The following is a 26,789-nucleotide window of genomic DNA, read 5'->3' as shown; positions in this document are numbered from 1 at the left end:
GCCGTCCGGCGCCGTCAGGCCGGCCGGGCGCGCTCGCCGTCCCAGCGGACCCGACCCTCGACGGCCAGTTTCTCCAGGTGGGCGCGGGCGGTCGCCATCGCGAGGTCGCGCACGTCCGAGACGTCCTTCTCGTAGGCGGCGTCGACCACCTCCGCGAGCGTCTCGGCGCCGCCGTCGACGGCCGCGAGGACGCGCCGCTCGCGCTGTCGTCGGTGGTCGACGAGCCGCCGGCAGGTCGCCCGCGGGTCCTCGACCACTGGACCGTGGCCCGGGTAGAGGACATTCGGGTTCCGGGCGTGGACCCGCCGAAGGGAGGTGACGTACGCACGCATGTCGCCTTCCGGGGCGCCGACGACGACGCTGCCCTCCGCCACCGCGAGGTCGCCGGTCACCAGACCGCTCTCGGCGCTGAAGGCGACGTGTTCCGGGGCGTGACCGGGCGTTTCGATAACCTCGACCCCACCGCCCGCGGGAAGGACCGTCCCCTCCCGGAAGGTCCGGTCGGGTTCGACGCCGGTCGCCGCCTCGAAGGCGCCCTCCCGGCCGGCCCGGGCCCAGACCGTGAGGTCGTAGGCGTCGGCGTAGGCGGCGACCCCGCCGGTGTGGTCGCGGTGGTGGTGGGTGAGCGCCAGGTGGGAAACGTTGCGCTCCTCGACGGCCCCGTCGAGCGCGTCGGTCCGGCCGGCGGGGTCGACGAGGAGCGCGTCGCTGTCCCCGAGAACGTAGGCGGTCGTCGCGCCCGAGGGCGCCCGGGTGCTGACGTCGACGCTGACCCCCTCGACGCCGGGTCGGGCTACCATCTCGGCCCCCGCGCTCCGCGGGTCGACCGTCTCCCGCGCATCGACCGGGCGCCCGGCCGGCGGCGCCGTGCTCTGCGAGTCAGTCGGCCAGGGTGTACAGCCGCCGGCGGGCGTCGTAGGGGTCGTGTCTGACCGAGACGACGTCCGCGTCGGTCAGCCGGTTCAGCGCGTACCTGGCGGTCCGGTCCGGGAGCAGTGACTCCTCGGCGACCTCCTCCAGGGACATCGTCCCCTCCACCTGGAGCACCTTCGCCACGAGCTTCGCGCTCGGGGGCAGGTCCCGGAGGCGCTCGCGACGGTCTTCTTTTGTTACATCTCCAACGCTCCCGTCCGTTTTTGTGCTCATACGTGTCGACAATCGGCTCGCAACTGTAAACCTTGGCCATATATCCGGGGAACGTGTATCCATTGCATCCATGTCCTTATATTCCTAGTCCCCTCGGGCACCAGCGGGGGGCGGGCGGCGGTTTCAGTACCGTTTTAGGCCCCGGTTGACATGGGGGGAACGTGAAAGGAGAGGAGTGGTACCAGGCCGACGACGTGGCCGAGTCCTACGAGGACAAGCGCTTCTCGCGTGGCGGCCGGATCATCGACCGCCGCGAGAAGCAGGCAGTCCTGGACGCGCTGGGGCCGGTCGAGGACAAGGACGTTCTGGAGATCGCCTGTGGGACCGGCCGCTTCACCGTGATGCTCGCGGAGCGGGGGGCGGACATCGTCGGACTTGACGTCTCCGAGCCCATGCTCCAGCAGGGGCGGGAGAAGGCACGGTCGGCCGGCGTCACCGACCGCCTGGAGTGGATGCGCGGTGACGCCGCGCGCCTCCCCTTCCCCGACGACCACTTCGACATCGTCTTCGCGATGCGGTTTTTCCACCTCGCCGATACGCCCGCCTCCTTCCTGGAGGAGATGGCCCGGGTCTCGCGGAACCGGGTGTTCTTCGACACGTTCAACCGGTTCTCGACGCGCTCGCTGTACACCTGGGCGCTTCCGATGGGGTCGCGGCTCTACTCCAGCCGGGAGGTCGACCGGCTGCTCAGCGACACAGGGCTCGAACTCGACCGGGCGGACCACGACTGGGTGTTCCCCTACGGCTTCTACCGGAAAGTCCCCAACAGCGTCGCCTCCGGGTTCCGGTGGGCCGACAACGCCGTCGGGGCGACGCCGGTCGGGCGGTGGCTGGCCTCCGTCTCCTACTGGTCGGCAACAGTCTGAGCCCGCGACGTTTTTAGGGCTCGGGATGACTACCCCTGAGTATGTCCCTCTCGGTGGTCGTCCCGACACTCAACGCCCGCGACGAACTCGCGGACTGTCTGGACGCACTCGCCGAGCACGCTCCCGACGCCGAGGTGGTCGTCGTCAACGGCCCCTCGGCCGACGGCACCACGGGGATGGTCCAGGACCGGGCGGACGTGGACGTGCTGGTCGAGCTCGCGGACCGGAGTATCAACTGCGCCCGCAACGCCGGGCTCGACCACGCCACCGGCGAGACCGTCGCCTTCGTCAACCACACGCTCTCAGTGTGTGACACCTGGTGCGAGGCCGTGACCGACGGGCTGGTCGACAGCCACGCCGTCACCGGGCCGACCCGTACCCAGCTGCGGGCCGGCGTCGAGACCGAGCGCAAGGAGTCCCGAGAGATCGCCGGCACCACGGTCACATACTTCAACCCCGGAAACGTCGCCTTCCGCCGGGAAACCCTGGAAGAACTGGACGGGTTCGACGAGTACCTGGAGGTCGGGGGTGCGCGGGACGCCGCCCACCGGCTCGCGCTGGGCGGGTTCGAGGTGCGCTGGGACGACGCCATGCACGTCCGTCAGGAGCTCGGTGCCGACGGCGGCCGCGAGACCGACTGGGACTGGAAGTACCGCTCGCTGTCCTACCGGCTCGTGAAGAACTACGGGTTCCGGCCGACGGTCGTCCGGCGGCTCCTGACTCACGCCGGGCGGGACGCCGGCGGGGAACTCCGCCGGGTCGCACGCGGTGACAGCAAGCCGTCGACCTGGCTCGGGGCGGGCAAGGACGTCACGGTCAATCTCGCCGTCGGGCTGAAAGACGGGCTGGTGGCCCGGCGACGGGACGCGGGTCCGCGGCGAAACCCCCGGGGCCGGTCGGCCCGGTCCGACCGCGCGGTGACGGTCTACGACTGGCGGTGACTGCCGTAGCGGCCGGGGCCGACAGCGGCTCCCGGCCGGGGTCAGGGCGCCAGGTCCTCGACCACGCGGGTGGCGTTTTTCGAGAACACTTTCCGCATCGCGTCCTCCGGGACGTCGAGGGTCAGTACCTCCATGACACCGACGTTCGGGTGGACGGTCGGTGCGCCGCTGCCGAACAGCACCCGGTCGGGGTGTTCCATGACGGCCCGCTCGACCGGCTCGCGCGTGTGGACGGCGCTGGTGTCCAGGTAGAGGCCGTCGTGGTCGTCGAGCAGGTCGACGGTCCGCTCGGCCATCGCCTCGTCGAGCGGGTAGCCGCCGAAGTGAGAGACGACGACCGGAAAGTCGAACTCGAGCAGGTGGTCGGCGACCGCCTGCGGGCCGAACCCGCGGCCGCCGTAGGTCAGGACGGGCAGCCCGGCGGCCTCCATCTCCTCCAGCACGTCGCGGTCGGGGAGCCCGTCGACGGCGGGGTTGAGTCTGAATCCCGAGAAGCGGTCGTCGTAGGCGAACTGCTCGACGTCCTCGGGGGAGGTGTGCTCCTCCGAGCGCGAGTTGGCGATGTTCCGCAGCCGCGACCCCGGGCCGCTGCCGGGGTCGCGGGGACCGTTGACCCGGGCGAAGGCGATGAAGGGCCGGCCGACGCTCATGCGGGCCACGGCGTTGTTGGCCTTGAGGTACCCGCCCTCCCGGTCGGCGGGGAAGACGACTCCGCGGACGACCCCGGCCTGGTGGAGCTCGCGTTCGATCTCCTCCGGGTCGCCGACGCTGCCCGCCCGACGCTTTTCGTCGGGCTCGAGCTCGATGTGGACGTCGACGACGCGGAAGCCGTGCTCCAGTTCGAGCATCGACCGGGCGTTTGCGGTCGCGGGGCTTAAATCCCGCCGCCGGTACCCGCCCCCGTCGCTCCCGAGTCCGGTATGTTTATATAGAACCGCTAACGATGAACTATTGACTACCATGGCATCTGGACAGCGACGCATGGGGGGACAGCCCCTCTTCATTCTCAGCGAGGACAGCGAGCGAACCAGCGGCGAGGACGCCCAGTCGGCCAACATCACGGCCGGCAAGGCGGTCAGCGAGACCGTACGCACCACACTCGGGCCCCGCGGGATGGACAAGATGCTCGTCTCGGACAGCGGCGACGTCGTCATCACGAACGACGGCGCGACCATCCTCGACGAGATGGACATCGAGCACCCCGCGGCACAGATGCTGACCGAGGTCGCCCAGGCCCAGGAGGAGGAGGTCGGTGACGGCACCACCACCGCCGCCGTCCTGGCGGGCGAACTCCTCGGCAAAGCCGAGGGGCTGCTCGAGGACGACGTCCACCCGACGACGATCGTCGAGGGCTACCACGAGGCCGCCGCGCTGGCCCACGAGGCCATCGACGAGGCGACCCTGGACGAGGAACTCGACGAGGAGCGGCTCCGGCAGGTCGCCGAGTCGAGTATGACCGGGAAGGGAACCGGCGACGTGACCGCCGCCGACCTGGCCGAGACGGTCGTCAAGGCGGTCCAGCAGGTCCGCAACGGCGGGGTCAACCGCGACAACATCAGCATCCAGACCCAGGCCGGCGGCTCCTCCAGCGCGACCGAGCTGGTCGAGGGGGTCATCGTCGACCAGGACCCCGCCCACGAGAACATGCCCCGGCGGGTCGAGGACGCCGACATCGCCATCGTCACCGAGGACTTCGAGGTGCGGGAGACCAACATCGACGCCGAGTACGACGTCTCCAGCGTCGACCAGCTCAACGCCGCCATCGAGTCCGAGACCGAGGAGCTTCGGGAGTTCGCCGAGAAGGTCGACGCCACCGGCGCGGACGTCGTCTTCACCGAAGGCGAGATCGACAGCCGCGTCAAGACCTACCTCGCCGAGCGCGGGATCCTCGCGTTCAACGACCTCGACAAGGACGAGGGCCAGGCGGTCGGCTCGGCCACGGGCGCCTCCCGCTCGGGCTCGGTCGACACCCTCGAGGCGGAGGACCTGGGCCACGCCGAGACCGTCCGCGTCGAGAAGTTCGGCGACGACGAGATGGCCTTCGTCGAGGGTGGCGCGGCCACGGAGTCGGTCACCATCCTCGCCCGCGGCGGCACCGAGCACGTCGTCGACGAGCTCGAGCGGGCGCTGAACGACGCGCTGGACGTCGTCACTGCCGCGCTCGACGCCGGCGGCGTCGTCCCCGGCGCGGGCTCGACGGAGATCGTCATCGCCGACCACATCCGCGAGGAGGCCGCGAGTATCGAGGGCCGCCAGCAGCTCGCTGTCGAGGCCTTCGCCGACGCCGTCGACGTGCTGCCCCGCACCATCGCGGAGAACACCGGCCTCGACCCCATCGACGCGCTGGTCGACCTCCGGGCCGCAAACGAGAGCGGCGAGCGCGCCGGCATCATCGCCGAGGGCGAGGACGGCTCCATCGAGGACCCCGTGGAGTACGGCGTGCTCGACCCCGCCGCCGTGAAGCACGAGGCCATCGAGTCCGCCACCGAGGCGGGCACGATGATCGTCCGGATCGACGACGTCATCAGCGCCGAGTGACCGGCCGAGCGTTTCATCGCGAGGTCGTGGTCGGTGCTGATTGGCGTGCTGAGTGACCGACGTCGCGACCCGCCTGTGTTTTCGGCCCGTCGCGTTTTCTGCCGCCGTGTCAGTCGACTGTAATCAGGCTGTCCGGAGAGCGGTCAGGACCACTGCAGGGAGACCCGGCCGCCGGCGTAGACGCCGAAGGTCTCGTCGCCCCGGCCCTGGTTGACCGCGAGCTCGACGTTGCCGTGGCTGCCGACAGTGATGACCCGGTGACCCTCATCGACGGCTGCGTAGGTACGCCGGGTGCTCGCCCAGACGCCGTTTGCCTTGACGTGTTCCTCGAAGTGTCCCTCGAGGGCCTCGCCCGGGATGTTCGTGATGACGTTACCGAAGCCGTCGACGGCCAGCGCCTCGCCGACGGCTCCGTCCTCGCCGACCTCCGGCTCCGGGAGGCGAAGGTCGACGTACTCCCCGGTGGGCTCGATGCCGGGAACGGACGCGACGGCGTCGACGCCGGTTTCGTGGACGCGGGCGGCCGCGGGGGCGAAGACGTCCCGGCCGTGGAAGGTCGAACTCGCGGGGTCGGGCAGCCAGTCGCCGGCCCCGCCCCGGTAGTCGAGCCCGAAGATGTCGAGGTCGTCAGCGAGCCGGCGGGCAGCCGGGAGAGCGAGGCCGTTATCCGGGGCGACGACCGCGTGCTCGCCGGCCCGGACGACGACCGCGCCGCGGTCGGTCCCGACGCCGGGGTCGACGACGGCCAGGTGGACCGCCGGCGGGAAGTACGGCAGGACCTCCCGGAGCCAGAAGGCGCCGGCCTGGACGTTCTGGCGTGGGAGGTCGTGGGCGACGTCGACCAACCGGGCCTCGGTCCGGTCCGCGATGACACCTTTCATCGCTGCGGGGTACGGCGAGCCGAAGTCGGAGCTGAGCGTGATCACGGCTCCGGGTACGACGGTGACTGACTTGTACGTTTCCGGCCGTCAGCCGCCGTGTCAGCCGTCACTGTCGCCGTCGTCGCCCCCACCGGCGTCGGTCGTGGCGACCTTCCGCAGCCGGTTCAGACCGTCGACCTCCCGGATCGTCTCGATGACGGCGTCCGGGACGCGGTCCTGCCAGGGCTCGCTCGCGACGATGCGTTCGCGGATCGTCGTCCCGCGCAGGCGCCCGCGGTCGATCAGCTGTGGGTCACGGACCTCGTAGTTCGCTTCCTCGAACAGCCGGATCACGAGCGGGTTGTTCGAGTAGACGACGTCGAAGGGCGGGCACATGCTCTCGACGTGGCTCACCCAGACGGCGTTGCGGTCGATGTCCTCCAGGGGGACGACGTAGTGCCGGACGTCGATGTCCGCCAGTACGCCGGTGATCATCATCGTCCGCTCGCCGGCGGTGAACGGGTTCCGGACGGTGTGGGAGGCGTCGGCGCTCCCGATCCCGACGACCAGCTCGTCCACCTCGGTCGCGACCTCCTCGACCAGCTGCCTGTGGCCGTGGTGAAACGGCTGGAACCGGCCGACGAGAAAGCCCCGCGTGGTAGCCATGGTGGTGGCGTGGGGTCCCCGTTTCATAAACCAACCGGGTCCGGTGACGACGAGACCGGGTCCGGGTGTCGTGGCGCTGTCCTGCGGTTAGTGGCACGGTAATACCGGCCAGGGGGAGAAAGTATATCAGTAGACAGCCCCTTTCTCCCCCTGTTAGAAACGCTTGTATGAGTAACGATAGAGACACCGAGGAAGCCCCCGGCATCGCCCGGGAGGTCGACGCCGACGAGGCCGTCGAGGAGCCGGTCGAAGACCCAGGCTCCGACGACTCCCCGGGGCTGGACGACCTGGGGAGCGAAGTTGGAGTTGACGTCGACGAGGAGATGGAGGTCGACGAGGAGATCGCCGACGAGGACCCGCTGGGTGGACTCCAGGTCGACAGCTCCGACGGGATCGAGGTCCCCGACCGGCTGGTCGACCAGGTCATCGGGCAGGACCACGCCCGCGACATCGTCCTCAAGGCGGCCAAACAGCGCCGCCACGTGATGATGATCGGCTCGCCCGGGACGGGCAAGTCGATGCTCGCGAAGGCGATGAGCCAGCTGCTTCCCAACGAAGAACTGCAGGACGTCCTGGTGTACCACAACCCCGACGACGGCAACGAGCCGAAGGTCCGGACCGTCCCGGCCGGGAAGGGTGAACAGATCGTCGAGGCCCACAAGGAGGAGGCCCGCAAGCGCAACCAGATGCGGACCTTCCTGATGTGGATCATCATCGCCATCGTGATCGGCTACTCGCTGATCATCGCCCGGCAGATCCTGCTGGGCGTGCTCGCGGCAGGGGTCATCTACCTCGCCTTCCGCTACGGCTCGCGGGGCAACGACTCGATGATCCCGAACCTGCTGGTCAACAACGCCGACCAGCAGCAGGCGCCCTTCGAGGACGCCACCGGCGCCCACGCCGGCGCGCTGCTGGGCGACGTCCGCCACGACCCGTTCCAGTCCGGCGGCATGGAGACGCCCAGCCACGACCGCGTCGAGCCCGGGGCCATCCACAAGGCCAACAAGGGTGTGCTGTTCGTCGACGAGATCAACACCCTCGACATCCGCAGCCAGCAGAAGCTGATGACCGCGATCCAGGAGGGCGAGTTCTCGATCACCGGCCAGTCCGAGCGCTCCTCGGGCGCGATGGTCCAGACCGAGCCCGTCCCCTGTGACTTCGTGATGGTCGCAGCCGGGAACCTCGACGCCATGGAGAACATGCACCCGGCGCTGCGCTCCCGGATCAAGGGGTACGGCTACGAGGTGTACATGGACGACACCATCGACGACACCCCCGAGATGCGCCGGAAGTACGCCCGCTTCGTGGCCCAGGAGGTCGAGAAGGACGGCCGCCTGCCCCACTTCACGCGGGACGCCATCGAGGAGGTCATCCTCGAGGCCCAGCGCCGGTCGGGCCGGAAGGAACACCTCACGCTGAAGCTGCGGGACCTCGGTGGGCTGGTCCGGGTCGCCGGCGACATCGCCCGCGCGGAGGACAAGGAGTTCACCGAGCGCAGCGACGTCCTCCAGGCCAAGAAGCGCTCCCGTTCGATCGAGCAACAGCTCGCGGACAACTACATCGAGCGCCGCAAGGACTACGAGCTCACCGTCTCGGAGGGCGACGTGGTCGGCCGGGTCAACGGCCTTGCCGTGATGGGCGAGGACTCCGGTATCGTCCTGCCCGTGATGGCCGAGGTCACGCCCTCACAGGGGCCCGGCGAAGTGATCGCGACGGGGCAACTCCAGGAGATGGCCGAGGAGGCGGTCCAGAACGTCTCCGCCATCATCAAGAAGTTCTCCGACGAGGACATCTCGGAGAAGGACGTCCACATCCAGTTCGTCCAGGTCGGGGAGGGCGGCGTCGACGGCGACTCCGCTTCCATCACCGTCGCAACCGCGGTCATCTCCGCGCTGGAGGACGTCCCCGTCGAGCAGAACATCGCCATGACCGGCTCGCTGTCGGTCCGTGGCGACGTCCTGCCGGTCGGCGGGGTCACCCACAAGATCGAGGCCGCCGCCAAGTCCGGCCTCGACAAGGTGATCATCCCGAAGGCCAACGAGCAGGACGTGATGATCGAGGACGAGTACAAGGAGATGGTGGAGATCATCCCCGTCTCCCACATCAGCGAGGTCCTGGAGGTCGCGCTGGCGGGCGAACCGGAGAAGGACTCGCTGGTCTCGCGGCTGAAGTCCATCACCGGACAGGCCCTGGAACACGACGTCGGCCGGGGCTCCAGCAGCCCGAGCCCCAACTAGCGTGGCGCGGTGGGCGGCTTTCCTCGGGCTCACCGGCGTCGTTTTGACCCTCTTTCTCGGTCTCGCGCGCCTCTCACAGGGCGCGGTCCGTGACCCTCCGGCGGAGGAACTGTCCGACGGGGACCCGGATAACGCCAGCGACACTGTCGACGACGGCCCAGCCACGGGTCCCGACGCAGCCGTCGACTCTGGACCGGACCCGGTGTCGGGTCCCCCGTCCGGGGCCGAAGATCCCGAGCCGTCCGGCCGTCGGGCGGACTCCGACCCTTGGGAGGACCCGCCCGGCGTCGCCGACGGGACGCCGTCGCTCTCGGCGGGTGCGTTGCTGGCGAACGTTGCGGTCACCCAGGGGCTGTTCGGCGGGGTCCTCGCCGTCGGGGCCTTCTACTTCGAAATCCCGGCCTCGGCGCTCGGGCTGGGTGGGGAGGACCTCGCACTCCTGGCCGTCGGCGTCGGGCTCGGTGCCGTGCTCTGGGCCGGCAACGAACTGGCCGCGGTCCTCGCGGACGCCGTCGGGGCGGGCTACGACGAGACCCTCCGGGAGATGCTCTCGCCCGACTCCGGCACCGGGTGGGCGGTACTGTTCGGGGTCGTCCTCCCCGTCGTGGCACTGGTCGAGGAATTCGTCTTCCGTGCGGCGGTCATCGGTGTGCCGGCAGCGGGCTTTGGCACGCCGGTCTGGGCGCTCGTGCCCGTCTCCGCGGGCGCGTTCGCGCTCGGGCACGGCGCGCAGGGTCGGGTCGGCGTCGCCGTGACCGGCGGGCTGGGGCTCGTTCTCGCGGGCGCATACGCAGCCACCGGGAGCCTGCTGGTCGTCGTCGTGGCTCACTACCTGGTGAACGCGCTCGAATTCGCCGTTCACGAACTGCTCGACAGGCCGCGGCTGTGGTCGTCCTGACCGCTTCCGCGAGACGAGCGCCCCTACAGCCCCTCGACCCGGCGACAGAGCGCGGCGACGTCGGCGGGAGTCGCGCCCGGGGCGTCGCGGACGCGGTGGTCGCCGATGAGAATCGGGGCGGGATTCCCGGTCAGCGCGTCGCGGACGGTCCGGAGGTCGGCCTCGTCCTCGTCGTCGAGGCCGGCGGTCATCCGGGCGAGCTGCTCGGCGGTCACGGCCTCGCCGTAGGGGACCTCCCGGAGGGCCTCGAGCACGCGGCGCTCGTCGGTCGGGAGCGTTAGCGCGACGGTCACGTCCCGGAAGTCGTCGGGGTCGCCGTTCAGGTACGCCCCGACGCGGTCGAGGAGGTCGTGGTCGGGGGTGGCGTCGTCCTGTGGACGGGCGGGGAAGTCGACGGAGATGACCCGCCCCTGCGCGACTCCCACCTGAATGTAGCCGTCGACTGCGGGGAACTCGCGGGCGAAGATACCGGCGACGTCGTCCATACCCACTCCCTCGGCGGCCGCGACCTTCATGCTTTCCCGCGCCGGTAGACCTCACTCCCGCAGGCTGGACAGTTGTGCGGCTCCCGGTCGAACGTCAGTCCACAGAACCCACACTCGTATGCCGGCCCGCCTACCTCCCTGATTCGCTCGAACAGCTGTCGTGCCACGCTCATGTGTTATACAACGTATTGGCTCCCTCTCCCATATAAATGTAAGTATTGGGCAGGTATTTTGCGTATCGAAACACACTCCCTAACCATATTCCGGTATCGTATCGTGTATTTCAAACCGAGAGCCTGCGTCGACACCCGCGGGAGGTGCGCAAGTCTTATGAACATCTCTGTCCATTAGTGTTCAATAATGGGCCATGACGAGGAGCTCGCGCCGGCGGTACAGTCGATCCTGGCGACGGCCCGCGAGCGCGGCGGCGGCGAGCGTGTCTCGGTCGACGCCCGCTCGTTTCCCGCGGCGCTCGAGCGCGCCGAACGCGAGGGGCGGGTCCCGCTGGTCGCGGAGGTCAAGCCGACCTCGCCGACGACCGACGGCGAGCACGACCTCGACCCGGTGGAGACGGCGGAGGCGATGGTCGAGGGCGGGGCCACAGCCCTGTCCGTGCTGACCGAGCCCGAGCACTTCGGGGGGACGCCGGAGGACCTCCGGCGGGTCCGCGAGGCGGTCGACGTCCCCGTGTTGCGCAAGGATTTCCTCCTCCGCGAGGAGCAACTCGACACCGTCGCCGCGGACCTGGTCCTCCTGATCGCCCGGTTTCTCGACGACCTGGAGGGGATGGTCGCGGCGGCCCGCGACCGGGGCTTTCAGCCCCTCGTCGAGGTCCACACCGAGACCGAGGCCGAGCGCGCCCTCGCGGCGGGCGCGCAGGTCGTCGGCGTGAACAACCGCGACCTCGCCCGCCTGGAGGTCGACCTGGGTACCTTCGAGCGGGTCGCGCCGGCCGTCGAGGGGAGCGCCACGTTGATTGCCGAAAGCGGCATAGGGACCGTCGAGGACGTTCGGCGGATGCGGGCGGCGGGGGCCGACGCCCTGCTCGTCGGGTCGGCGCTGATGGCGGGCCACCCCCGGAAAACAGTTCACGAGTTCACCACGGCGGAGCGGCAGTGAGAGACCACAATGAGACGCGAACGACCGGCCGAGACACGACGGAACCGACTACACGAACCGAGACACGATGAGTAGCCAAGGCAAATTCGGCGACTACGGCGGACAGTACGTGCCTGAGGTGCTGATGCCGGCGATCGAGGAGCTGGCCGACGCCTACGAGCGGTACGTCCTGGAAAACGAGGACGGCTTCATGGACGAGTTCCGCGCCCGGCTGCGCGACTTCGGCGGCCGGCCCATCCCGCTCCAGCGCGCGGACCAGCTCTCGGCCCGCTACGACCGGGAGGTCTACCTCAAACGCGAGGACCTGCTTCACGGCGGCGCCCACAAGCTGAACAACGCGCTCGGGCAGGTGTTGCTCGCGAAGTACATGGGCAAAGAGCGGATCGTCGCCGAGACCGGCGCCGGCCAGCACGGCACCGCGACGGCGATGGCCGCGGCCCACCTGGATATGCCCTGTGAGGTGTACATGGGCGAGACCGACATCGCCCGCCAGCGCCCCAACGTCTTCCGGATGCGCACCAACGGCGCCGAGGTGACTCCCGTCACCACGGGCCGTGGCACCCTGAAAGAGGCCATCAGCGAGACGATGCGGGACTGGGCGACGACCGTCGAGGACACCCACTACGTCATCGGGAGCGTCGTCGGCCCTCACCCCTTCCCCGAGATGGTCAGGACCTTCCAGGCGGTCATCTCCGAGGAGGCCCGCGAACAGACCCGCGAGCGGACCGGCGGTCTGCCCGACGCCGTCCTCGCGTGCGCGGGCGGCGGGTCGAACACCATGGGCGCCTTCCACCACTTTGTCGACGACGAGGACGTCGACCTGTACGCGGTGGAGGCCGGCGGCTCCTCGCTGTCCGTCGACGAGGCCGAGGGCGTCGCCCCCAACTCGGCGTCGCTGTCGACCGGCGAGGAAGCGGTACTCCACGGCGCCCGGACGAAGGTGCTCCAGGACACGGACGGCCAGGTCATGGAGTCACACTCGGTCTCCGCCGGCCTCGATTACGCCGGCGTCGGCCCCGAACTCGCCCACCTCGTCGACGAGGGCCGCGTCCGGGCGGTCAACGTCGACGACGACGCTGCGCTGGAGGCCTTCCACCGGCTCTCCCAGGACGAGGGGATCATCCCCGCCCTGGAGACTGCCCACGCCTTTGGGTATTTGGAAAAGTACCACGACGACATCGGCGAGACGGTCGTCGTCAACGTCTCCGGCCGGGGCGACAAGGACCTGGAGACGGTCATCGAGGAGACGATGGACCGTGACCTGGACATCGCGCCCGACATGGGGGTCTTCCGCGAGGTCGGCGGTGGTCGGCTGTGAGCCTGGAGGAGGCCTTCGCCGACGGGCCGGCCTTCATCCCGTACCTCGCGGCGGGCGACCCCAGCTACGAGGCCTCACTCGAGTACGTCGAGGCGCTTGAGCGCGGCGGCGCCGACGTCATCGAACTCGGCCTGCCCTTCTCCGAGCCCATCGCGGAGGGCTCGACGATCCAGGAGGCGGTCGTCCGGGCGCTGGAGGCCGGGATGACCCCCGACCGCTACTTCGAGTTCGTCGAGGACCTGGACGTGGACGTGCCGCTGGTCTGCATGACCTACTACAACCTGGTCTACCAGTACGGCGCGAGCGAGGCGGAGAAGGGCCCCCGCCCGTTCGTCGAGCGGGCCGCAGAGGCGGGGATCGAGGGGTTCGTCGTGGTGGACCTGCCTGCCGAGGAGGCGGGGCCGCTCCGGGAGGCCTGTGACGAGTTCGGGCTGGACCTGATTTTCATCGTCGCACCGACCACAGAAGGCGAGCGCCTCGAGCGCATGCGCGAGCGCGTCTCGGGCTATGTCTACGTCCAGTCCCGGCTGGGGACGACGGGCGCCCGCGACGAGGTCAGTGACTACACCGAACGCTCGCTTTCCCGGCTGGCGGACTGGGACGTCCCGAAAGCCGTGGGCTTTGGCATCAAGACCGGCGACCACGCCGAGCGGATCGTCGCCGCCGGCGCGGACGGGATCATCGTCGGGTCCGCCCTCGTCGACATCGTGGCGGAGGGTGTCGACGAGTCGACCGCCGACGTCGCGGCGCGCCTGGAGGAGAAAGCCCGAGAACTGAAACGCGGGGCGGTCCGCGGTGCCGGAGTGCCACGGGCGGAGTAATTCTCAGAATCGATAACCGGAGCGTCCCGTTTTTCTACTTCCGGCAGCTCTTTAGGATAATGGCGGTAGATTCGGAGTCCGGCGACTCCCAGCCCGACTGGCGCGTTCTCGCGAACCACGACTGGACCGACTCGACTGCGCTGGAGACGTCGCTCTGCCGTGTGTTCCACGCTCTCGAGGGCGTCTCCGACGAGGTCTACCTCTACGAGTGCGTCGACGTGGAGGCGGTCCGCGAAGCGTTCGGTCCAGGCTCCGAGCGCGGCGTCAGCGAGGTCCGGTTCGAGTACGAGGGGTACGAGGTCCGGGTCGACGACGCAGGCACGATCGCCGTCCGGTAACCCGACGCCGCGTCGCTCGCGCTACGGGGCGTCCGGACCCGTCCGGCGCTGGTCCGTTGACCTGCGGTCTGTCCAGGCCCGGTTCCGCGGTCCCACCGTCCCCGATGACCCAACAGGCTGCCCCTCTCGCAACCCTTATGTCCGTACTTGACACAGTCCCGCACACCATGACTGCAGGGAAATCCGCACGGCTCGCGCGCATCCGGACAGGCGGGCGCTACCTCGTCGTCCCGATGGACCACGGGATCACACTCGGGGCCGTCAAAGGCCTCAAGAACATCGAATCCACGATAGACGCGGTCACCCGCGGCGGCGCCGACGCCGTCCTCGCCCAGCGCGGGGTCGCACCGCGGGTCCACCCCAACAAGAACGACGCCGGCTACATCGTCCACCTCAACGCCTCCACCAGCATCGGCCCGGACGAGCGGGACAAACGCCCCTCCGGCACCGTCGAGGATGCCATCCGGGCGGGCGCCGACGCCGTCTCCTTTCACATCAACGTCGGCAGCGAGTACGAACCCGGCCAGATCGAGGGGCTCGCGGAGCTGACCAGCGACGCCGCCGAGTACGGGATGCCGGTGCTCGCGATGACCTACGCCAGGGGTCACGACGTCCGGACCGACGACCCGGAAGCCTTCGCCGAGGACCTGGGCCACGCCGTCCGACTGGGGGAGGAGCTCGGTGCGGACGTCATCAAGACGGGCTACAGCGGCACGCCCGAGACCTTCGAGCACGTCGTCGAGTCGACCCGGCTGCCGGTGCTGATCGCCGGCGGGTCGAAGGGGACCGACGAGGAGACGCTGTCGATGGTTCGGGGGGCGATGGACGCCGGCGCTGCCGGGGTCTCGATGGGCCGCTCCATCTTCCAGCACGACGAGCCCGAGAAGATAACCGAGGCCGTCGCCGCGGTCGTCCACGACGACGACGCCGCCGCGGACGCGCTGGAGCGCGCCGGCCTGGCCGTCGAAGCGTAGCCTCGCGTACCGGAGCCCCGCGTACTCCGCGCCCGCCTGCCGCTACTCCGCGCCTGCCTCGGTCAGCCGCGCGTATTCGGCCTCCGTCAGGTCGATCCCGCTCGCCGCGACGTTCTCCTCGAGGTGCTCGATGCTCGAGGTTCCGGGGATCGGCAGCATCACGTCGGAGTGTTCGAGCAGCCACGCGAGGGCGACCTGTGCGCGGGTCGCGCCGTGGGACTCGGCCACCTCGTCGACGGTCTCGCCGAGGTCGTCCATCTCGCCGGCGGCGATCGGGAACCACGGGATGAAGCCGACCCCGTACTCTTCACAGGCCTCGAGGACGTCCTCGGAGCTGCGCTCGCCGATGTTGTAGTGGTTCTGGACCGTGGCGACCTCGACGTGGTCGCGGGCGGTCTCGAGTTGCTCGACGCTCACGTTCGAGAGCCCGACGTGCTTGACCAGCCCCTCGTCTTTCAGTTCAGCGAAGGCCTGGACCGAGGCCTCGAAGTCGGTGTCCGGGTCCGGGCGGTGGAACTGGTAGAGGTCGATCTGGTCGACGCCCAGCCGGTCGCGGCTCACGAGCACCTGGTTTCTGATGTAGTCCGGGTGACCGTGTGGCTTCCACTCGGTACTCGTATCGCGAAGCAGGCCGGCCTTGGTCGCGACGACTGCATCGTCGGGCTCCAGCGCTTCGCCGATGAGCCGCTCGCTGACGCCGGGGCCGTAGGAGTCCGCGGTGTCGACGAAGTCGACGCCCAGTTCGACCGCGTGTCGCAGAACCTCTTTCGCGGCCGCCTCGTCCTCGGGCGGGCCGATGATCCCCTCGCCGGTGATCCGCATCGCGCCGTAGCCCATCCGGTGGACCGTCGTGCTGCCGCCGATGTCGAACGTGTCGCTTGCGTTCATCCACTGGCTCCTCGGACGGAAGACGCAAAAAGGCCCCGTCCGCGCCCGGTCCGTACTGCTACCGCGTCGTTTTGCTGTGTCCGGCAGACGCCAGGTCGAACGCGACTGCAACGGCGGGGTCACCGATCAGTCCCCAGAAGACGAACCGGTAGCGGCCGGGGACCAGGTCCGGACAGACGTCGAGCACGTCGTCGTGATGGCTCGCCTCGACGATACCCGCCTCCGTCAGTTCGACCTCTGTGGTGAACCCTCCCGAGACGGCCTCGTCGGTGTACGCGAGCACCGCATCCTCGGTCGTCCCTCGCACCTCCCTCCACCCGGTTTCGGTGTACAGCTCGACGTTGAACTTGTGTCGGTTGCCTCGCTCCCCGTCCCCCTCCAGCTGGATCTCGGCGGTCTCTCCGTACTCGAACGCGACCTCGTCGACGCGCAACGAGAACCCGGCGGCGTCACCCCACCGGAGTGCATCCTCGGAGTAGCCCGACGGGTGGCGGTCGAAGCCGTCGGCCTCGCAGACGAACTCGGCGGGCACGTTCCGGGGAGTCCGGTCCGGACGGACCTCGCCGCTCGAACCGCCGATACTGGCACACCCTGCAGTACCGACCGCGCCACAGCCCGCGACCGTCGAGAGGAACGAGCGCCGTCGCATAGAGGGGGTCCTTTATCGAGAGGCGAATGTTTTCTGCCCGGTCACACCGGACACACAGCCAGGGGTGCCACCGGCAGGGCTCGTGACCTCACGCAGCGACCGTCTCCCGCGCCCGCCGTCTCCGGTACCGGACCCCGGCAACGGCGGCGAGCACGACCAGGCCGCCGACGAAGCAAGCCAGCCCAGCCAGCAGGGCCGGGTCGACGGCGCCGGCGGCCTCCGCAGCACCGGACGCGGCGTCCTGGACCCGCTCGGCCGTCATGGCTCCCGGACCGTCCGTGGGTTCCGGAGCCGGCGCGGGCGCCTCGACGACCTGTCCGGTCACCGCGCCGACCAGCAGGCTGGCGAGCGCGACCAGCCCGACCGAGCCCACGACGCGCTTGAACAGCGACCGCAGCGACCGCGAGCGGTCCTCGCCGGCGAAGAGCACAAGCGCCTCGTCGGCGGGCGCGTACACGGTCATCTCGGTCCCCCGCTCGGAGTACCAGGTGTCGACGGGCTCTATCAGCTCGACGTCCTGGAGCTTCCCGAGGTGGTACTGGGCGTTCTGGACCGAGGTATCGGTGACTTCCGCCAGGTCCGACGCCGTTCGCGGTTCCTCGTGCAGCGCCGAGAGCACCCGCCGCGTGGTGCCCGACGCCAGCGCCTCGAACACCTCGTCGGCTCGCTCGTCGTCCATGTCGACCAGCCGGGGCTCGCGGTCCCCGAGCTCGACCGTCGACCGCAGCGGGAAGACCTGACTCATGACTGTCCCTGCGGTGGGGGAGAGTATAGCCGTGCCGTAGGCTCAAACGGCCGTTTGAGTCTCGGCTGCGGGGCGGCTCGCGGCCGCCCGGTCCCCGGATCCGCCACGTTGAAGCCACCCGCCCGCCAGCCTTGTGACATGACACGCTCGGTCTGGCTGAAGGCGGACGACGAGGTCGGCGACTGGGAGGCCCGCAAGCGACGGATCACCGCCGGGCTGGAGGCCGGCGTCGACTGGGTGCTGGTCGACCGGAGCGACGTCGAGCGGGTCCGGGAACTCGGCGAGGTCGACGTCGCAGCCTTCGGCGGCGGCGATGTCCACGTCATGGAGGCTGAAGAGGAGGGGCCGAGCCCGGATGCCACCGTCGTCGGCAAGGACGGCGAGGGCGACGGGACGGTCGACCTCCCCTCCGATTTCTCGGGCTCTGCGGACCTCTCGGCGCTGCGGGCCGACGGCGCACAGGGGGGGTACGTCCGGATCTTCGACGAGAGCTACGAGGCCTTCGCGGAGGCAGTCGCGGAGGAGGCCGAGTACACCCTCGTCGTCGGCGAGGACTGGCAGATCATCCCCCTGGAGAACCTGATCGCGCGGATCGGCGAGGAGACGACGCTCGTGGCCGGCGTCCGGACTGCCGAAGAGGCCGCGACCGCCTACGAGACCCTGGAGATCGGTGCCGACGCCGTCCTGCTCGATACGGACGACCCCGGCGAGATCCGCCGGACCGTCGAGGCCCGCGACGCCGTCGAGCGGGAGACGCTGGACCTGGAGTACGCCGAGGTGACCGAAATCGAGCAGACCGGCTCGGCCGACCGGGTCTGTATCGACACCGCGAACATGATGGACCACGACGAGGGGATGCTCGTCGGCTCGATGTCCCGCGGGCTCTTTTTCGTCCACGCCGAGACCGCCGAGTCCCCCTACGTCGCCTCCCGACCCTTCCGGGTCAACGCCGGCGCGGTCCACGCCTACCTCCGGGTACCGGGCGGCGAGACGACCTACCTCTCCGAGGTCGGTAGCGGCACCGAGGTCCAGATCGTCGACACGGACGGCAACACCCGCGAGGCCGTCGTCGGGCGCGCGAAGATCGAGAAGCGCCCGATGTTCCGGGTCCAGGCCGAGACCGAGGACGGCGACAGGATCGAGACGTTACTGCAGAACGCCGAGACGATCAAGGTCCACACGCGCGAGGGCCGCACCGCCGTCACCGACCTCGAACCCGGCGACGAACTGCTGGTCTACTACGAGGACACCGCCCGCCACTTCGGCGAGGCCGTCGAGGAGTCGATCATCGAGAAGTGACCGGGACGGCCGGCGGGGCGTCCCCCGGAGCTACTCGAGTTCGGTCGTACACCACTGACAGAAGTCGAGTTCCTCGTCGACCTCCTTGCCGCAGTTCGGACAGGTCGCCTCCCCCTCCGGCCCCTCAGCGCCGCTCGTTTTGCCCTGTTTTGCCATCATGTACGCATCGAGGACGTTCAAAAGCGTCATCAACAGGATGGTGAGGCTGACCGTCAGCGGCAGCGCCCGCGCGGCCTCCATCGCCGCGCTCACCGACAGCGTCGAGGGGTAGACCTCCGGCGGGACGAGCAGCGCGGTCGCGGTGACGATCGAGAGAAACCACAGCAGGGCACGCCCCCACAGCCGGAGGTAGACGTGACCGAGGCCGGGATAGAGCACCGAGAGCAGCGCGGCTAACCACGGCCGCTTGCCCGTCGAGTCCGGCGAGTCGGCCGGGTCCGCCGAGTCTGTTTCCACTACTGGAGGCTCCGTGGTCACCGCCTGTTTAATCTTCCGCCCGCTCGACGCCCAGTTGCTCGACCAGCCCCGCCAGCGTCGCGAGGTCGTACTGCCCCGGCGCGGTCGCCTCCGCGGGGTCGACGGGCGCGTAGCCGACCCGCGAGCCGTACAGCGGCGCGACCGCCCGCGAGTGCCGACCCGCCTCGCCCATCGCCATCGTCGCCACCTGCCGCCCCTCGCGGCTCGCTGCCCGGGTGACCGCCAGCAGGTCCAGTACGTCGTCCGGCGACGCGGCGGTCACCGCGAGCTTTGCGACGTCACCCTCCCGCCCGGCCCGCGCGAGCAACTCCGCCATCCGCTTCCGGTCGGGCGTCCCCTCGAAGTCGTGGACGGAGGCGAGGACCGCCACCCCGTGCTCGCGTGCTGCCTCGCGGACGCGGGTCGCGGAGTGAGCGGCCTTCGCGTCGTCGACCGCGTCTGCCAGCGCCGCGAGTTCGAGGTCGACCGCCTCGACGCGGGGATGCTCGACGGCGGTCGCCAGCCGGTCCAGTCGCCGGGTGGTGTCGGCGGCCTCGCCGCCCTCCCACGCGGCGCGGTTGGTGACCAGCAGCGGGAGGTCGCCGTCGTAGGCGCGCAGCTGTGCCATCGGCTCCGCCGCCAGGTCCAGCCGGAACTCGACGACGTCGGCGTGCTCGCGGGCTGCCGGCTCGTCGGCGAGGTCCGCGGTCGAGGCGGCGAGCCGGAAGTCCCCGAAGTCCATACCTGCCGGTCGACGGGCGTCGACAAAAGCATCCGGGTCCACAGCGACGCGGAGGGCGCGATGGCGCGGGGGACGGGGTCGCGGCGGCGACTCAGGCTGCGGGCAGGTCCTGCTCGGCCTCGAGTAGCTCGTGGTAGCGGTTGCGAATGGTGACCTCGGAGATGTCCGCGACGTCGCTGACGGCGGCCTGCGTGGTCTTCTCGTTGGTGAGAAGCGAGGCGGCATACACCGCGGCAGCCGCGAGCCCGACCGGTGACTTGCCGGAGTGGACGCCCTGTTCTTTGGCGTTCTGGAGCAGCTGGCGGGCGCGGCGCTCGGACTCCTCCGAGAGGTCGAGATCCGAGGCGAACCGGGGCACGTAGCTCTCCGGGTCCGCGGGCTTGACCTCGAGGCCGAGTTCGCGAACGACGTAGCGGTAGGTGCGGGCGATCTCCGACTTCTCGACGCGGGAGACGTCGGTGATCTCGTCGAGCGAGCGCGGGACGCCGGCCTGGCGGGCGGCCGCGTAGACCGACGCCGTGGAGACGCCCTCGATGGAGCGACCGGGCAGGAGGTTTTCGTCGAGCGCGCGGCGGTAGATGACCGAGGCGGTCTCGCGGACGTTCTCGGGGAGGCCGAGCGCGGAGGCCATCCGGTCGATCTCGCCGAGTGCCTGCTTGAGGTTCCGTTCTTTCGAGTCCCGCGTGCGGAACCGCTCGTTCCACTTCCGGAGCCGCTGCATCTTCTGGCGCTGTTTGGCGTCCAGCGAGTTGCCGTAGGCGTCCTTGTCGCGCCAGTCGATGTTGGTCGACAGCCCTTTGTCGTGCATCATGTTGGTGGTCGGGGCGCCGACGCGGGACTTCTCGTCTTTCTCCTGGGAGTCGAAGGCGCGCCACTCGGGCCCGCGGTCGATCTCGCCCTCCTCGACGACCAGGCCACACTCGGTACACACCGTCTCGCCGCGCTCCTCGTCGGCGACGACGTTCCCGCCACACTCCGGGCAGGCCAGATCCTGGTCCGCCGTTTCCTCTTCGGTCTCCTGGGTCTGTGTCCGTTGAGTCATCGTATCGAATCCGCCGGGCGGGGCTCTCGGGCCCCTGTCTCCCGGACCTGTTTCGGTAAAGCTGGATTCAACCGAAATATACTTAAAGATTACGTTACCGCGACGTAAGCGAGTCGTTCACGGGCGCTTCCCGTACATCTTCGGACATGATTAATCGGTTCAAATAGCTCAGTCCTGCGGGCTGGCCTCGACGTCGCGGCTCTCCTCGACGGCCGTCGTCAGCGAGACGTTCAGAAGCGCCATCGAGACCAGTCCGCCGGCGATGGTGACCACGTTCTTGACAGCGTGGTCGACCACCGCCACCGACAGGGCCGTGACCGCCCCCACCGGCGTCAGCGCGGCCACCAGCAGGGTGAAAGCCCCCTCGTAGAGACCGACGCCGCCCGGCGAGAGCGGCAGGACCTTCGCGAGATTGCCGACGCTGACCGCGAGGAAGGTGACCGCCACGAGTACGCCGGGCGCGAGCGCGACGTCGAAAGCGAACATCACGACGACCGCGACTGCGACGTCCAGCGACCAGACCAGCAGGCTGGTCGCGCTCACGCGGGCGAAGGCGCCGCGGTCCCGGGCGACGGTCTGGACGTCGCCGGCGAACTGCTCGAGCACGCCGGCCACGTAGTCGGCGTAGGCGTCGGAGCTGACGCGGGTGACCAGCCGCCGGGCGTAGTTGCGCTCCGAGCGGGCGCTGGCGACGATCAGCAGGGTGGCAAGCACCGCGGCGACCCCGACGGCCGCGGCGACGACGAGGGCGGTCCGGCCGGCTGCTGCGGTGTCACCACCCACTCCCCCCACCAGTGCCGTCGCCAGCGTGCCCGCCTCACCGGTCACGACGAGCCCTCCGACCACTGTCCCCGCGAGGACGGCGATCGTCAGCAGGTCGAACACGCGCTCGACCGCCAGCGAGGCGAACCCGGAGGGGTAGGGAATGCCGCGGCGCGCCTTGACGACGTATGCGCGGACGCCGTCCCCCGCCCGGGCCGGGAAGACGAGGTTACCGGTCTGGCTGATGAAGACCGCGCCGGTCAGGAACGTCCACCGCTCGCGGTAGCCGATGGCCGCCAGGATGTCCCGGTACCGGATCCCCCGGAGCGGCCACGAGAGCAGGTAGACCAGCGCGCTGGCCGCGACCAGCGCGGGGTCGGCGCTGCCGAGCCGTGCCAGAACGGCGGAGGGGTCGAGATACAGCGTCATCAGCGCGAGCGCCAACAGGACGAGCAGCGTCCCGGCGGCAAGACTCACCCGGCGGGTGACCCGCGGGCTGACGCTGAGCTGCCACCAGGTCCGGACGACCTGGCTTCCCATCCCGAGGACGTCCCGGACGATGTTCACCTTCGAGTCGGTCTGGGGGTCCCACGCGACGGGGAACTCCTTCACCCGGTAGCCCGCCCGCTGGGCCCGGACCAGTACTTCGGTGTCCCAGAACCAGTGCTCGTCCTCGACGTCCGCCAGGAGGTCGAACAGCGCCTCGCGGTCGAAGGCCTTGAACCCGCACTGGTGGTCCCGGACCTCCGAGCGGAGGACCAGCCTGACGAGCCTGTTGTACCCCAGGCTCGGGACGCCCCGTTTCGCCGGCCGGTCGGCCTCGCTGTCGGGCAGCCACCGCGACCCCGTCGCGAGGTCGTACTCCCCCGAGCGGACGCTCTCGACCAGCTCTTCGAGGTGGGCCATGTCCGTCGCGAGGTCGGTGTCGAAGTAGACCAGGGTCTCCCCCCGGCTCTCCCGGAAGGCGTGTTCGAGCGCGCCGCCCCGGCCCAGCCGCTCGTCGCTGTGGACGTGTCGCACGGCCTCGTGCTCGCGGGCGAGTCGGTCGGCGATCTCTGGGGTGCGGTCCTCGCAGCCGTCCTCGGCGACGATGACCTCGTAGCTTTCGGGAGGCAGGAAGGAGGCGAGCGCCTCGAGGGTCACTCCGACGGTCCCCTCGATGGTCTCCTCCTCGTTGTAGGCCGGGAGGACGACGCTCACCTCGACGTCGCTCATTGGTCCTGGGTTCCGCGAGAACGGGCAAGTACCTTCTGCTTGCCGACACCGCGGTCGAGGGCGAACCGCGTCGCGCGCACCGGCGCCCTCGTACTCAGTCGGCGCTTTCCGGCGACCCGGCGGTCGCGAAGGCGTCGATGGATTCGACGCCGACCTCGCTCACCGAGGTGTAGGGTCGGTCGACCACGATGTTGCCCGCGGTCTGGCGGCCCACGCCCGGGATCGCCGCGAGCTCGTCCATCGACGCCGCGTTGACGTCCAGCGGGTAGGGAATGCCCGACACCGAGCGGTAGCCGTGGTCGGTGACCGCCACGTCGACCGTCCGCCCGAGTTCGCGCTCGCCGGGGATCCCCACGAGGAGGGGGTACGTCCCCAGCTGTCGGCCGAAGGTCGTCCCGTCCTGGTGGTACTCCAGGTGGACGTCCGGGAGGACCGTTCCGGGCGGGGCGACCCGCTGGAGCATCGGGTTGTCGATCTCCTCGCGAACCTCCCGCTTGTACCGCTTGAACTGCTTTTTGTGGTCGCGGGCGATCTCCGCGCCGGTGTCGGCCATCTCCGTCCCCTCGAAGGCCATCACCTGCCGGATGTTCACCCGCCGGAGCAGCAGGCCGGCGTCGTAGACCCGCTCGAGGAACTGCTTGTTGTGCTCGAAGGTCTCTTGGCGCTCGCCCTGAAGCCCGTGGACGAGGTTGATCCCCGGGAGCAGCTTCGGCAGCCGGCGGGTCGCACTGTCGCCGAAGGTCGGCGCGTTTTCCCGGTCCCCGCCCGGACGCCACCCGGCCACCTCGTTGACGACCCGGACGGCCTCGAAGCACTCCTCGGCGGTGACGTTCAGCTGGTTTTGCTCCTGCACCACGGGGTCCGCCGACTCCAGCCCGAACGCTGCGGTGTCGCCGGGCGTGTTGTGCTCGGCGATGACCCGGATCCCCTCGCGGGCCTTCTCCGGCCACTTCACGACCGTGATGGGGTTCATGTTGTCCAGATGCAGCGTCTCCAGGTCGGGCGCGACCTCGCGGATCCCGCCGTACAGCTCGCGGAGCGCGTCGGGATTGGGGGCCTCGCCGTCGCCGCCGTAGGCGAGGATGTCTGCCTGCCGGCCGAGCCGGAAGTGGCGCGCCCCTCGCTCGCTGAGGGCGTCGACCTCGCCGACGACGCTTTCCGGCGGCCGGAAGTCCGGGTCGCCGTACAGCGGCTCCGTGCAGAACGAACACCGGTAGGGACACCCCCGCGAGGTCTCGAGTTCGCAGATCAGGTAGTCGGGATGGTTGGGGTGGTCCTCGATGACGTACGCGCCCTTTTGCGCCCACCGGGTGACCTCCTCGACCTCGCGATACCGGTCGTTGAACCCCCCCAGGCCGCTCTCGACGAGGTCGAACACGGCGGCCTCGACGTCGGCCATCGCGAGGAAGTCGAAGTCCAGGTCGTCGCGTTCGGTCTCGGTCGCCCCCTCGTTTTGCTCGCCGACGCCGAAGCGGACCGGCCCGCCCATCACGCTGACGCCGTCGGCCGTCCAGGCCAGCTTGCGGACCTCGTCGGGCTCGGCGGGCGTCCCGCCGACGTACTTCCCGGGGACGGTCATGCCGCCGACGTAGACCAAAAGATCCGCCTCCTCGACGTCGCGCCACCGGCGGGGGTGGTCGCGGAGTTCGTCGATGGTGTGGTAGGTGACCTGCTCGCGGTCGAGGCCGGCGTCGACGAGCGCCCCCGCGACGTACCGCGGGTAGGTGGAGATGTATGGAGGGACACCGAAGTGGGCCGGCTCGTCGACGTAGCCGTCCACGATGGTGGCGTCGATGTCGGCTGGGTCGGTCATTGCCGCCCCTATCGCCTCGACGCAAAAGAGCGTGTCTGCTCGGCGTCCGACACACCGCCGGAGCCGCGACTTTGATACGTGCCCCGCCCCTACGAGCGGGTATGCCTGCCACCCTCGAAGTCGTGTGCAACGACGCTGACTGCGAGATGGATATGTTCGAGCTCCACTACACCTACGATATGCCCGACGACGTTGGCGTGGCCGACTTCGTCTGCCCGTACTGCCAGGGGACGGAGTCGCTGGAAGCCATCGAGCTATGATACGCGAACTCGGCGAGTCCATCGGGAACACGGTCGTCGAGACGGTCGGCCGGGCGGTCGGGCGCGCACAGGAGACCCGCCCGCTCCCCGTCGACCTGCTCGAGAGCGACGACGCCTACCTCGCGGTCTTCGACGCTCCCGGCGCGACGGCCAGCGACGTCCAGGTCCGGTTCGAGGACGGCGAGATCCAGGTCCGGGTCGACCGCTTCCGGGACTTCCACGAGGGCTTCGAGATGCGTTTCCCCGGCCGCGGGCTCGCGCTCGACGGGCACGTCGAACTCCCGGAGGCGTCCGTCGACCCCGGCGGCGCCACGGCGACGCTGTCGGACAACGGCACGCTCCAGGTCCGCGTCCCAAAGGTGGACGGAGAGACCGGCGAGGACACGCGGGTCACTGTCGAGGAGGAGGTCGACGAGGCCGACGCGGGGGACACGAGTACCCAGGACGACGGCGACGATGCCGCTACCGACGGGGAGTAACTCACGGAGCGCGGCGAGCCCGCGGGGCGGGCAGACCACGACCCGGCCGACGTCAGCCTCACGCAGCGGCGCGACCGGCCTCAGGTGGGGTAGTCGGCGTCCCGCTCGACGCGGCGGTCCGGCTCGGGGGGCATCTCCCAGTCCGTCGTGAGTTCGAGGAACTGGACGAAGATGCGGGCGGTCGCTCCCCAGACGGTGTAGCCGTCCACGTAGAAGAAGTGCAGGCGGATGTCGCCGTAGTAGGGGTGGTCCCGGCGCTCGCTCTCGTAGTTGTCGAGGTCGGTCAGGTCCGCCAGCGAGAGGACCGCCACCTCGGCGACCTCCTGGTCGCCGGGGACGTACTCCCGGTCCGGGGCGCGGGCGACGAACGGGCGCACGGAGTAGCGGGTGACGGTCTCGATGTCGTCCAGCCGGCCGACGAAGTCCAGTTCCTCGCGGCGCATCCCGACCTCCTCCTCTGCCTCGCGGCAGGCGGTCGCCTTGAGGTCTGCGTCCTCGGGCTCGCGGCCACCTCCGGGGAAACTCATCTGTCCGGGGTGGTCCGAGAGGTGGTCGGCGCGCTTGGTGAAGAGGAGTGCCGGGCCGTCCGGCCGGTCGATGACGGGGACGACGACCGCCGCCTCCCGCTCCTGACCGGTCACCGTCGACGGCTCGTGTCGGCGCACCCCCTCCAGGTCCATACCCGCCACGACGTGGTCCACGCTCTTAATTCGTCCCATCCCTCGCGGCGTCGAGCCGCCGGCGGACGTCCGCGAGGTCGACCGGGCCCCACGCCTCCAGCTCGTAGCTGACGTCGAGCAGCGTCCCGACGCGCTCGGTGTCGCCGGCGCCGACGGCCGCCGCGGCGTCGGCCCGGAACTGCTCTTCGGCGGCCGCCGCGGCCGCCTCGCGGTCGACTTCCCGGTCGGGGACATCCATGATGTGGGGTAGGTCCTCGCCGCCCTCCGGCAGCCTCGGGAACGCGACCGGGCCGGCGACGAGCAGGTCGGCTCCTCCCTCGCGCTCGACACTCTCCCCGAGGGCGTCGGCCGGGACCGCCACCAGGTGATAGGAGTCGACGGCCCCCTCGACGCTGTCCTCGAAGGCCGCTGGCTCGCGTTGCTCGCCCTGCCGGAAGGCGAGTTCCGAGAGCGCCTGCCGGAGTTCCGCCCGCGCGAGCGCGCCGAACAGGTCGACCACGCCCGCCATGTCGTCGGGGCCGGGGTCCATACCGGACCCGCGGGCGCGGACGC

29 protein-coding genes are annotated in these 26,789 nt (G+C 69.9%); 13 read left to right on the top strand and 16 right to left on the bottom strand.

What is annotated here, in order from left to right; all coding sequences use genetic code 11:
• Positions 1–14 precede the first annotated feature (14 nt).
• Positions 15–800 carry an MBL fold metallo-hydrolase gene (locus GN153_RS07305; protein ID WP_159901262.1) on the bottom strand — a complete coding sequence of 262 codons (786 nt, stop codon included), beginning with the start codon at positions 798–800 and terminating at the stop codon, positions 15–17.
• A gap of 79 nt (positions 801–879) precedes the next feature.
• Complete coding sequence (locus GN153_RS07300) at positions 880–1,146, bottom strand: ArsR family transcriptional regulator (protein WP_159901260.1); 267 nt, start codon at positions 1,144–1,146, stop codon at positions 880–882.
• Positions 1,147–1,307: 161 nt separating this feature from the next.
• Between GN153_RS07300 and GN153_RS07295 the strand changes: the two genes are divergently transcribed.
• Positions 1,308–2,012 carry a class I SAM-dependent methyltransferase gene (locus tag GN153_RS07295; protein WP_159901258.1) on the top strand — a complete coding sequence of 235 codons (705 nt, stop codon included), beginning with the start codon at positions 1,308–1,310 and terminating at the stop codon, positions 2,010–2,012.
• Between the two features lie 41 nt (positions 2,013–2,053).
• Positions 2,054–2,953, top strand: a complete 900-nt coding sequence (locus GN153_RS07290) for a glycosyltransferase family 2 protein (RefSeq protein WP_159901256.1) — start codon at positions 2,054–2,056, stop codon at positions 2,951–2,953.
• Between the two features lie 41 nt (positions 2,954–2,994).
• Here the strand turns inward: GN153_RS07290 and GN153_RS07285 are convergent, their stop codons facing one another.
• Entirely contained in the window at positions 2,995–3,801 is an 807-nt protein-coding gene (locus GN153_RS07285; RefSeq protein ID WP_159901254.1) for an amidohydrolase family protein, read from the bottom strand.
• 133 nt (positions 3,802–3,934) lie between these two features.
• Between GN153_RS07285 and thsA the strand changes: the two genes are divergently transcribed.
• Entirely contained in the window at positions 3,935–5,491 is a 1,557-nt protein-coding gene (gene thsA / locus GN153_RS07280; RefSeq protein WP_159901252.1) for a thermosome subunit alpha, read from the top strand.
• A 143-nt stretch (positions 5,492–5,634) separates the two neighbouring features.
• Here the strand turns inward: thsA and GN153_RS07275 are convergent, their stop codons facing one another.
• Both GN153_RS07275 and GN153_RS07270 read right to left on the bottom strand, forming a co-directional pair.
• Positions 5,635–6,417, bottom strand: a complete 783-nt coding sequence (locus GN153_RS07275) for an SAM hydrolase/SAM-dependent halogenase family protein (protein ID WP_159901250.1) — start codon at positions 6,415–6,417, stop codon at positions 5,635–5,637.
• 54 nt (positions 6,418–6,471) lie between these two features.
• Positions 6,472–7,017, bottom strand: a complete 546-nt coding sequence (locus tag GN153_RS07270) for a nicotinamide-nucleotide adenylyltransferase (protein ID WP_159901248.1) — start codon at positions 7,015–7,017, stop codon at positions 6,472–6,474.
• 167 nt (positions 7,018–7,184) lie between these two features.
• Here GN153_RS07270 and lonB point away from each other — a divergent pair, with 167 nt between their 5' ends.
• Both lonB and GN153_RS07260 read left to right on the top strand, forming a co-directional pair.
• Positions 7,185–9,254 (top strand): ATP-dependent protease LonB, encoded by a 2,070-nt coding sequence (lonB, locus tag GN153_RS07265; protein WP_159901246.1) that lies wholly within the window; start codon positions 7,185–7,187, stop codon positions 9,252–9,254.
• Position 9,255: 1 nt separating this feature from the next.
• A complete protein-coding gene (locus GN153_RS07260; protein WP_159901244.1) occupies positions 9,256–10,152 on the top strand; it encodes a CPBP family intramembrane glutamic endopeptidase in 897 nt (298 codons plus the stop codon).
• 23 nt (positions 10,153–10,175) lie between these two features.
• On the opposite strand, the gene GN153_RS07255 is transcribed toward GN153_RS07260, so the two are convergent.
• Entirely contained in the window at positions 10,176–10,643 is a 468-nt protein-coding gene (locus GN153_RS07255; protein WP_394350916.1) for an MGMT family protein, read from the bottom strand.
• A 354-nt stretch (positions 10,644–10,997) separates the two neighbouring features.
• Here GN153_RS07255 and trpC point away from each other — a divergent pair, with 354 nt between their 5' ends.
• The 5 genes from trpC (at position 10,998) to GN153_RS07230 (ending at position 15,207) form a co-directional block, all read left to right on the top strand.
• Positions 10,998–11,756, top strand: a complete 759-nt coding sequence (trpC, locus tag GN153_RS07250; protein WP_159901240.1) for an indole-3-glycerol phosphate synthase — start codon at positions 10,998–11,000, stop codon at positions 11,754–11,756.
• 67 nt (positions 11,757–11,823) lie between these two features.
• Positions 11,824–13,074: a tryptophan synthase subunit beta gene (trpB, locus tag GN153_RS07245; RefSeq protein ID WP_159901238.1), complete on the top strand. Its 1,251-nt coding sequence runs from the start codon at positions 11,824–11,826 to the stop codon at positions 13,072–13,074.
• Positions 13,071–13,895: a tryptophan synthase subunit alpha gene (trpA, locus tag GN153_RS07240; RefSeq protein WP_159901236.1), complete on the top strand. Its 825-nt coding sequence runs from the start codon at positions 13,071–13,073 to the stop codon at positions 13,893–13,895. Before trpB ends, trpA begins: the two co-directional genes overlap by 4 nt.
• 59 nt (positions 13,896–13,954) lie before the next feature.
• Positions 13,955–14,233: a HalOD1 output domain-containing protein gene (locus GN153_RS07235; RefSeq protein WP_159901234.1), complete on the top strand. Its 279-nt coding sequence runs from the start codon at positions 13,955–13,957 to the stop codon at positions 14,231–14,233.
• 167 nt (positions 14,234–14,400) lie between these two features.
• Entirely contained in the window at positions 14,401–15,207 is an 807-nt protein-coding gene (locus tag GN153_RS07230; RefSeq protein WP_159901232.1) for a 2-amino-3,7-dideoxy-D-threo-hept-6-ulosonate synthase, read from the top strand.
• A 42-nt stretch (positions 15,208–15,249) separates the two neighbouring features.
• Here the strand turns inward: GN153_RS07230 and GN153_RS07225 are convergent, their stop codons facing one another.
• The 3 genes from GN153_RS07225 to GN153_RS07215 form a co-directional block, all read right to left on the bottom strand.
• Positions 15,250–16,095, bottom strand: a complete 846-nt coding sequence (locus GN153_RS07225) for an aldo/keto reductase (RefSeq protein WP_159901230.1) — start codon at positions 16,093–16,095, stop codon at positions 15,250–15,252.
• Between the two features lie 58 nt (positions 16,096–16,153).
• On the bottom strand, positions 16,154–16,744 hold the full coding sequence (locus tag GN153_RS07220) for a hypothetical protein (RefSeq protein ID WP_159901228.1): 591 nt from the start codon (positions 16,742–16,744) through the stop codon (positions 16,154–16,156).
• Between the two features lie 88 nt (positions 16,745–16,832).
• Positions 16,833–17,489, bottom strand: a complete 657-nt coding sequence (locus GN153_RS07215) for an ArsR/SmtB family transcription factor (RefSeq protein WP_159901226.1) — start codon at positions 17,487–17,489, stop codon at positions 16,833–16,835.
• Between the two features lie 138 nt (positions 17,490–17,627).
• Here GN153_RS07215 and GN153_RS07210 point away from each other — a divergent pair, with 138 nt between their 5' ends.
• A complete protein-coding gene (locus GN153_RS07210) occupies positions 17,628–18,788 on the top strand; it encodes a 3-dehydroquinate synthase II (RefSeq protein ID WP_159901224.1) in 1,161 nt (386 codons plus the stop codon).
• Between the two features lie 30 nt (positions 18,789–18,818).
• Here GN153_RS07210 and GN153_RS07205 read toward each other — a convergent pair whose 3' ends face one another.
• From GN153_RS07205 to GN153_RS07185, 5 genes are all read right to left on the bottom strand, one after another.
• Complete coding sequence (locus GN153_RS07205; RefSeq protein WP_159901222.1) at positions 18,819–19,244, bottom strand: zinc ribbon domain-containing protein; 426 nt, start codon at positions 19,242–19,244, stop codon at positions 18,819–18,821.
• A 28-nt stretch (positions 19,245–19,272) separates the two neighbouring features.
• A complete protein-coding gene (locus GN153_RS07200) occupies positions 19,273–19,986 on the bottom strand; it encodes a type I 3-dehydroquinate dehydratase (protein WP_159901220.1) in 714 nt (237 codons plus the stop codon).
• Between the two features lie 91 nt (positions 19,987–20,077).
• Complete coding sequence (locus GN153_RS07195; RefSeq protein ID WP_159901218.1) at positions 20,078–21,028, bottom strand: transcription initiation factor IIB; 951 nt, start codon at positions 21,026–21,028, stop codon at positions 20,078–20,080.
• Between the two features lie 168 nt (positions 21,029–21,196).
• A complete protein-coding gene (locus GN153_RS07190) occupies positions 21,197–23,005 on the bottom strand; it encodes a flippase-like domain-containing protein (protein ID WP_159901216.1) in 1,809 nt (602 codons plus the stop codon).
• Positions 23,006–23,099: 94 nt separating this feature from the next.
• Positions 23,100–24,818, bottom strand: a complete 1,719-nt coding sequence (locus GN153_RS07185; protein WP_159901214.1) for a radical SAM protein — start codon at positions 24,816–24,818, stop codon at positions 23,100–23,102.
• A gap of 101 nt (positions 24,819–24,919) precedes the next feature.
• Between GN153_RS07185 and GN153_RS17915 the strand changes: the two genes are divergently transcribed.
• Together GN153_RS17915 and GN153_RS07180 are read left to right on the top strand one after the other, a co-directional pair.
• Positions 24,920–25,078 carry a DUF7559 family protein gene (locus GN153_RS17915; RefSeq protein ID WP_449329031.1) on the top strand — a complete coding sequence of 53 codons (159 nt, stop codon included), beginning with the start codon at positions 24,920–24,922 and terminating at the stop codon, positions 25,076–25,078.
• The gene (locus GN153_RS07180) at positions 25,075–25,557 is read left to right on the top strand and encodes an Hsp20/alpha crystallin family protein (protein WP_159901212.1); all 483 of its coding nucleotides are present in this window, start codon (positions 25,075–25,077) and stop codon (positions 25,555–25,557) included. The genes GN153_RS17915 and GN153_RS07180 overlap by 4 nt, the downstream gene beginning before the upstream one ends.
• An 80-nt stretch (positions 25,558–25,637) precedes the next feature.
• Here GN153_RS07180 and GN153_RS07175 read toward each other — a convergent pair whose 3' ends face one another.
• Positions 25,638–26,237 (bottom strand): NUDIX hydrolase, encoded by a 600-nt coding sequence (locus GN153_RS07175; RefSeq protein ID WP_159901210.1) that lies wholly within the window; start codon positions 26,235–26,237, stop codon positions 25,638–25,640.
• Positions 26,238–26,262: 25 nt separating this feature from the next.
• Entirely contained in the window at positions 26,263–26,766 is a 504-nt protein-coding gene (locus GN153_RS07170; protein ID WP_159901208.1) for a DUF7109 family protein, read from the bottom strand.
• Between the last annotated feature and the right edge of the window lie 23 nt (positions 26,767–26,789).

The sequence above is a fragment of the Salinirussus salinus genome, from assembly GCF_009831455.1.
In the GTDB taxonomy this organism is placed as follows: domain Archaea; phylum Halobacteriota; class Halobacteria; order Halobacteriales; family Haloarculaceae; genus Salinirussus; species Salinirussus salinus.
Note: the sequence above shows the minus strand (reverse complement) of the source record. Positions and strands in the feature narration are given on the sequence as shown.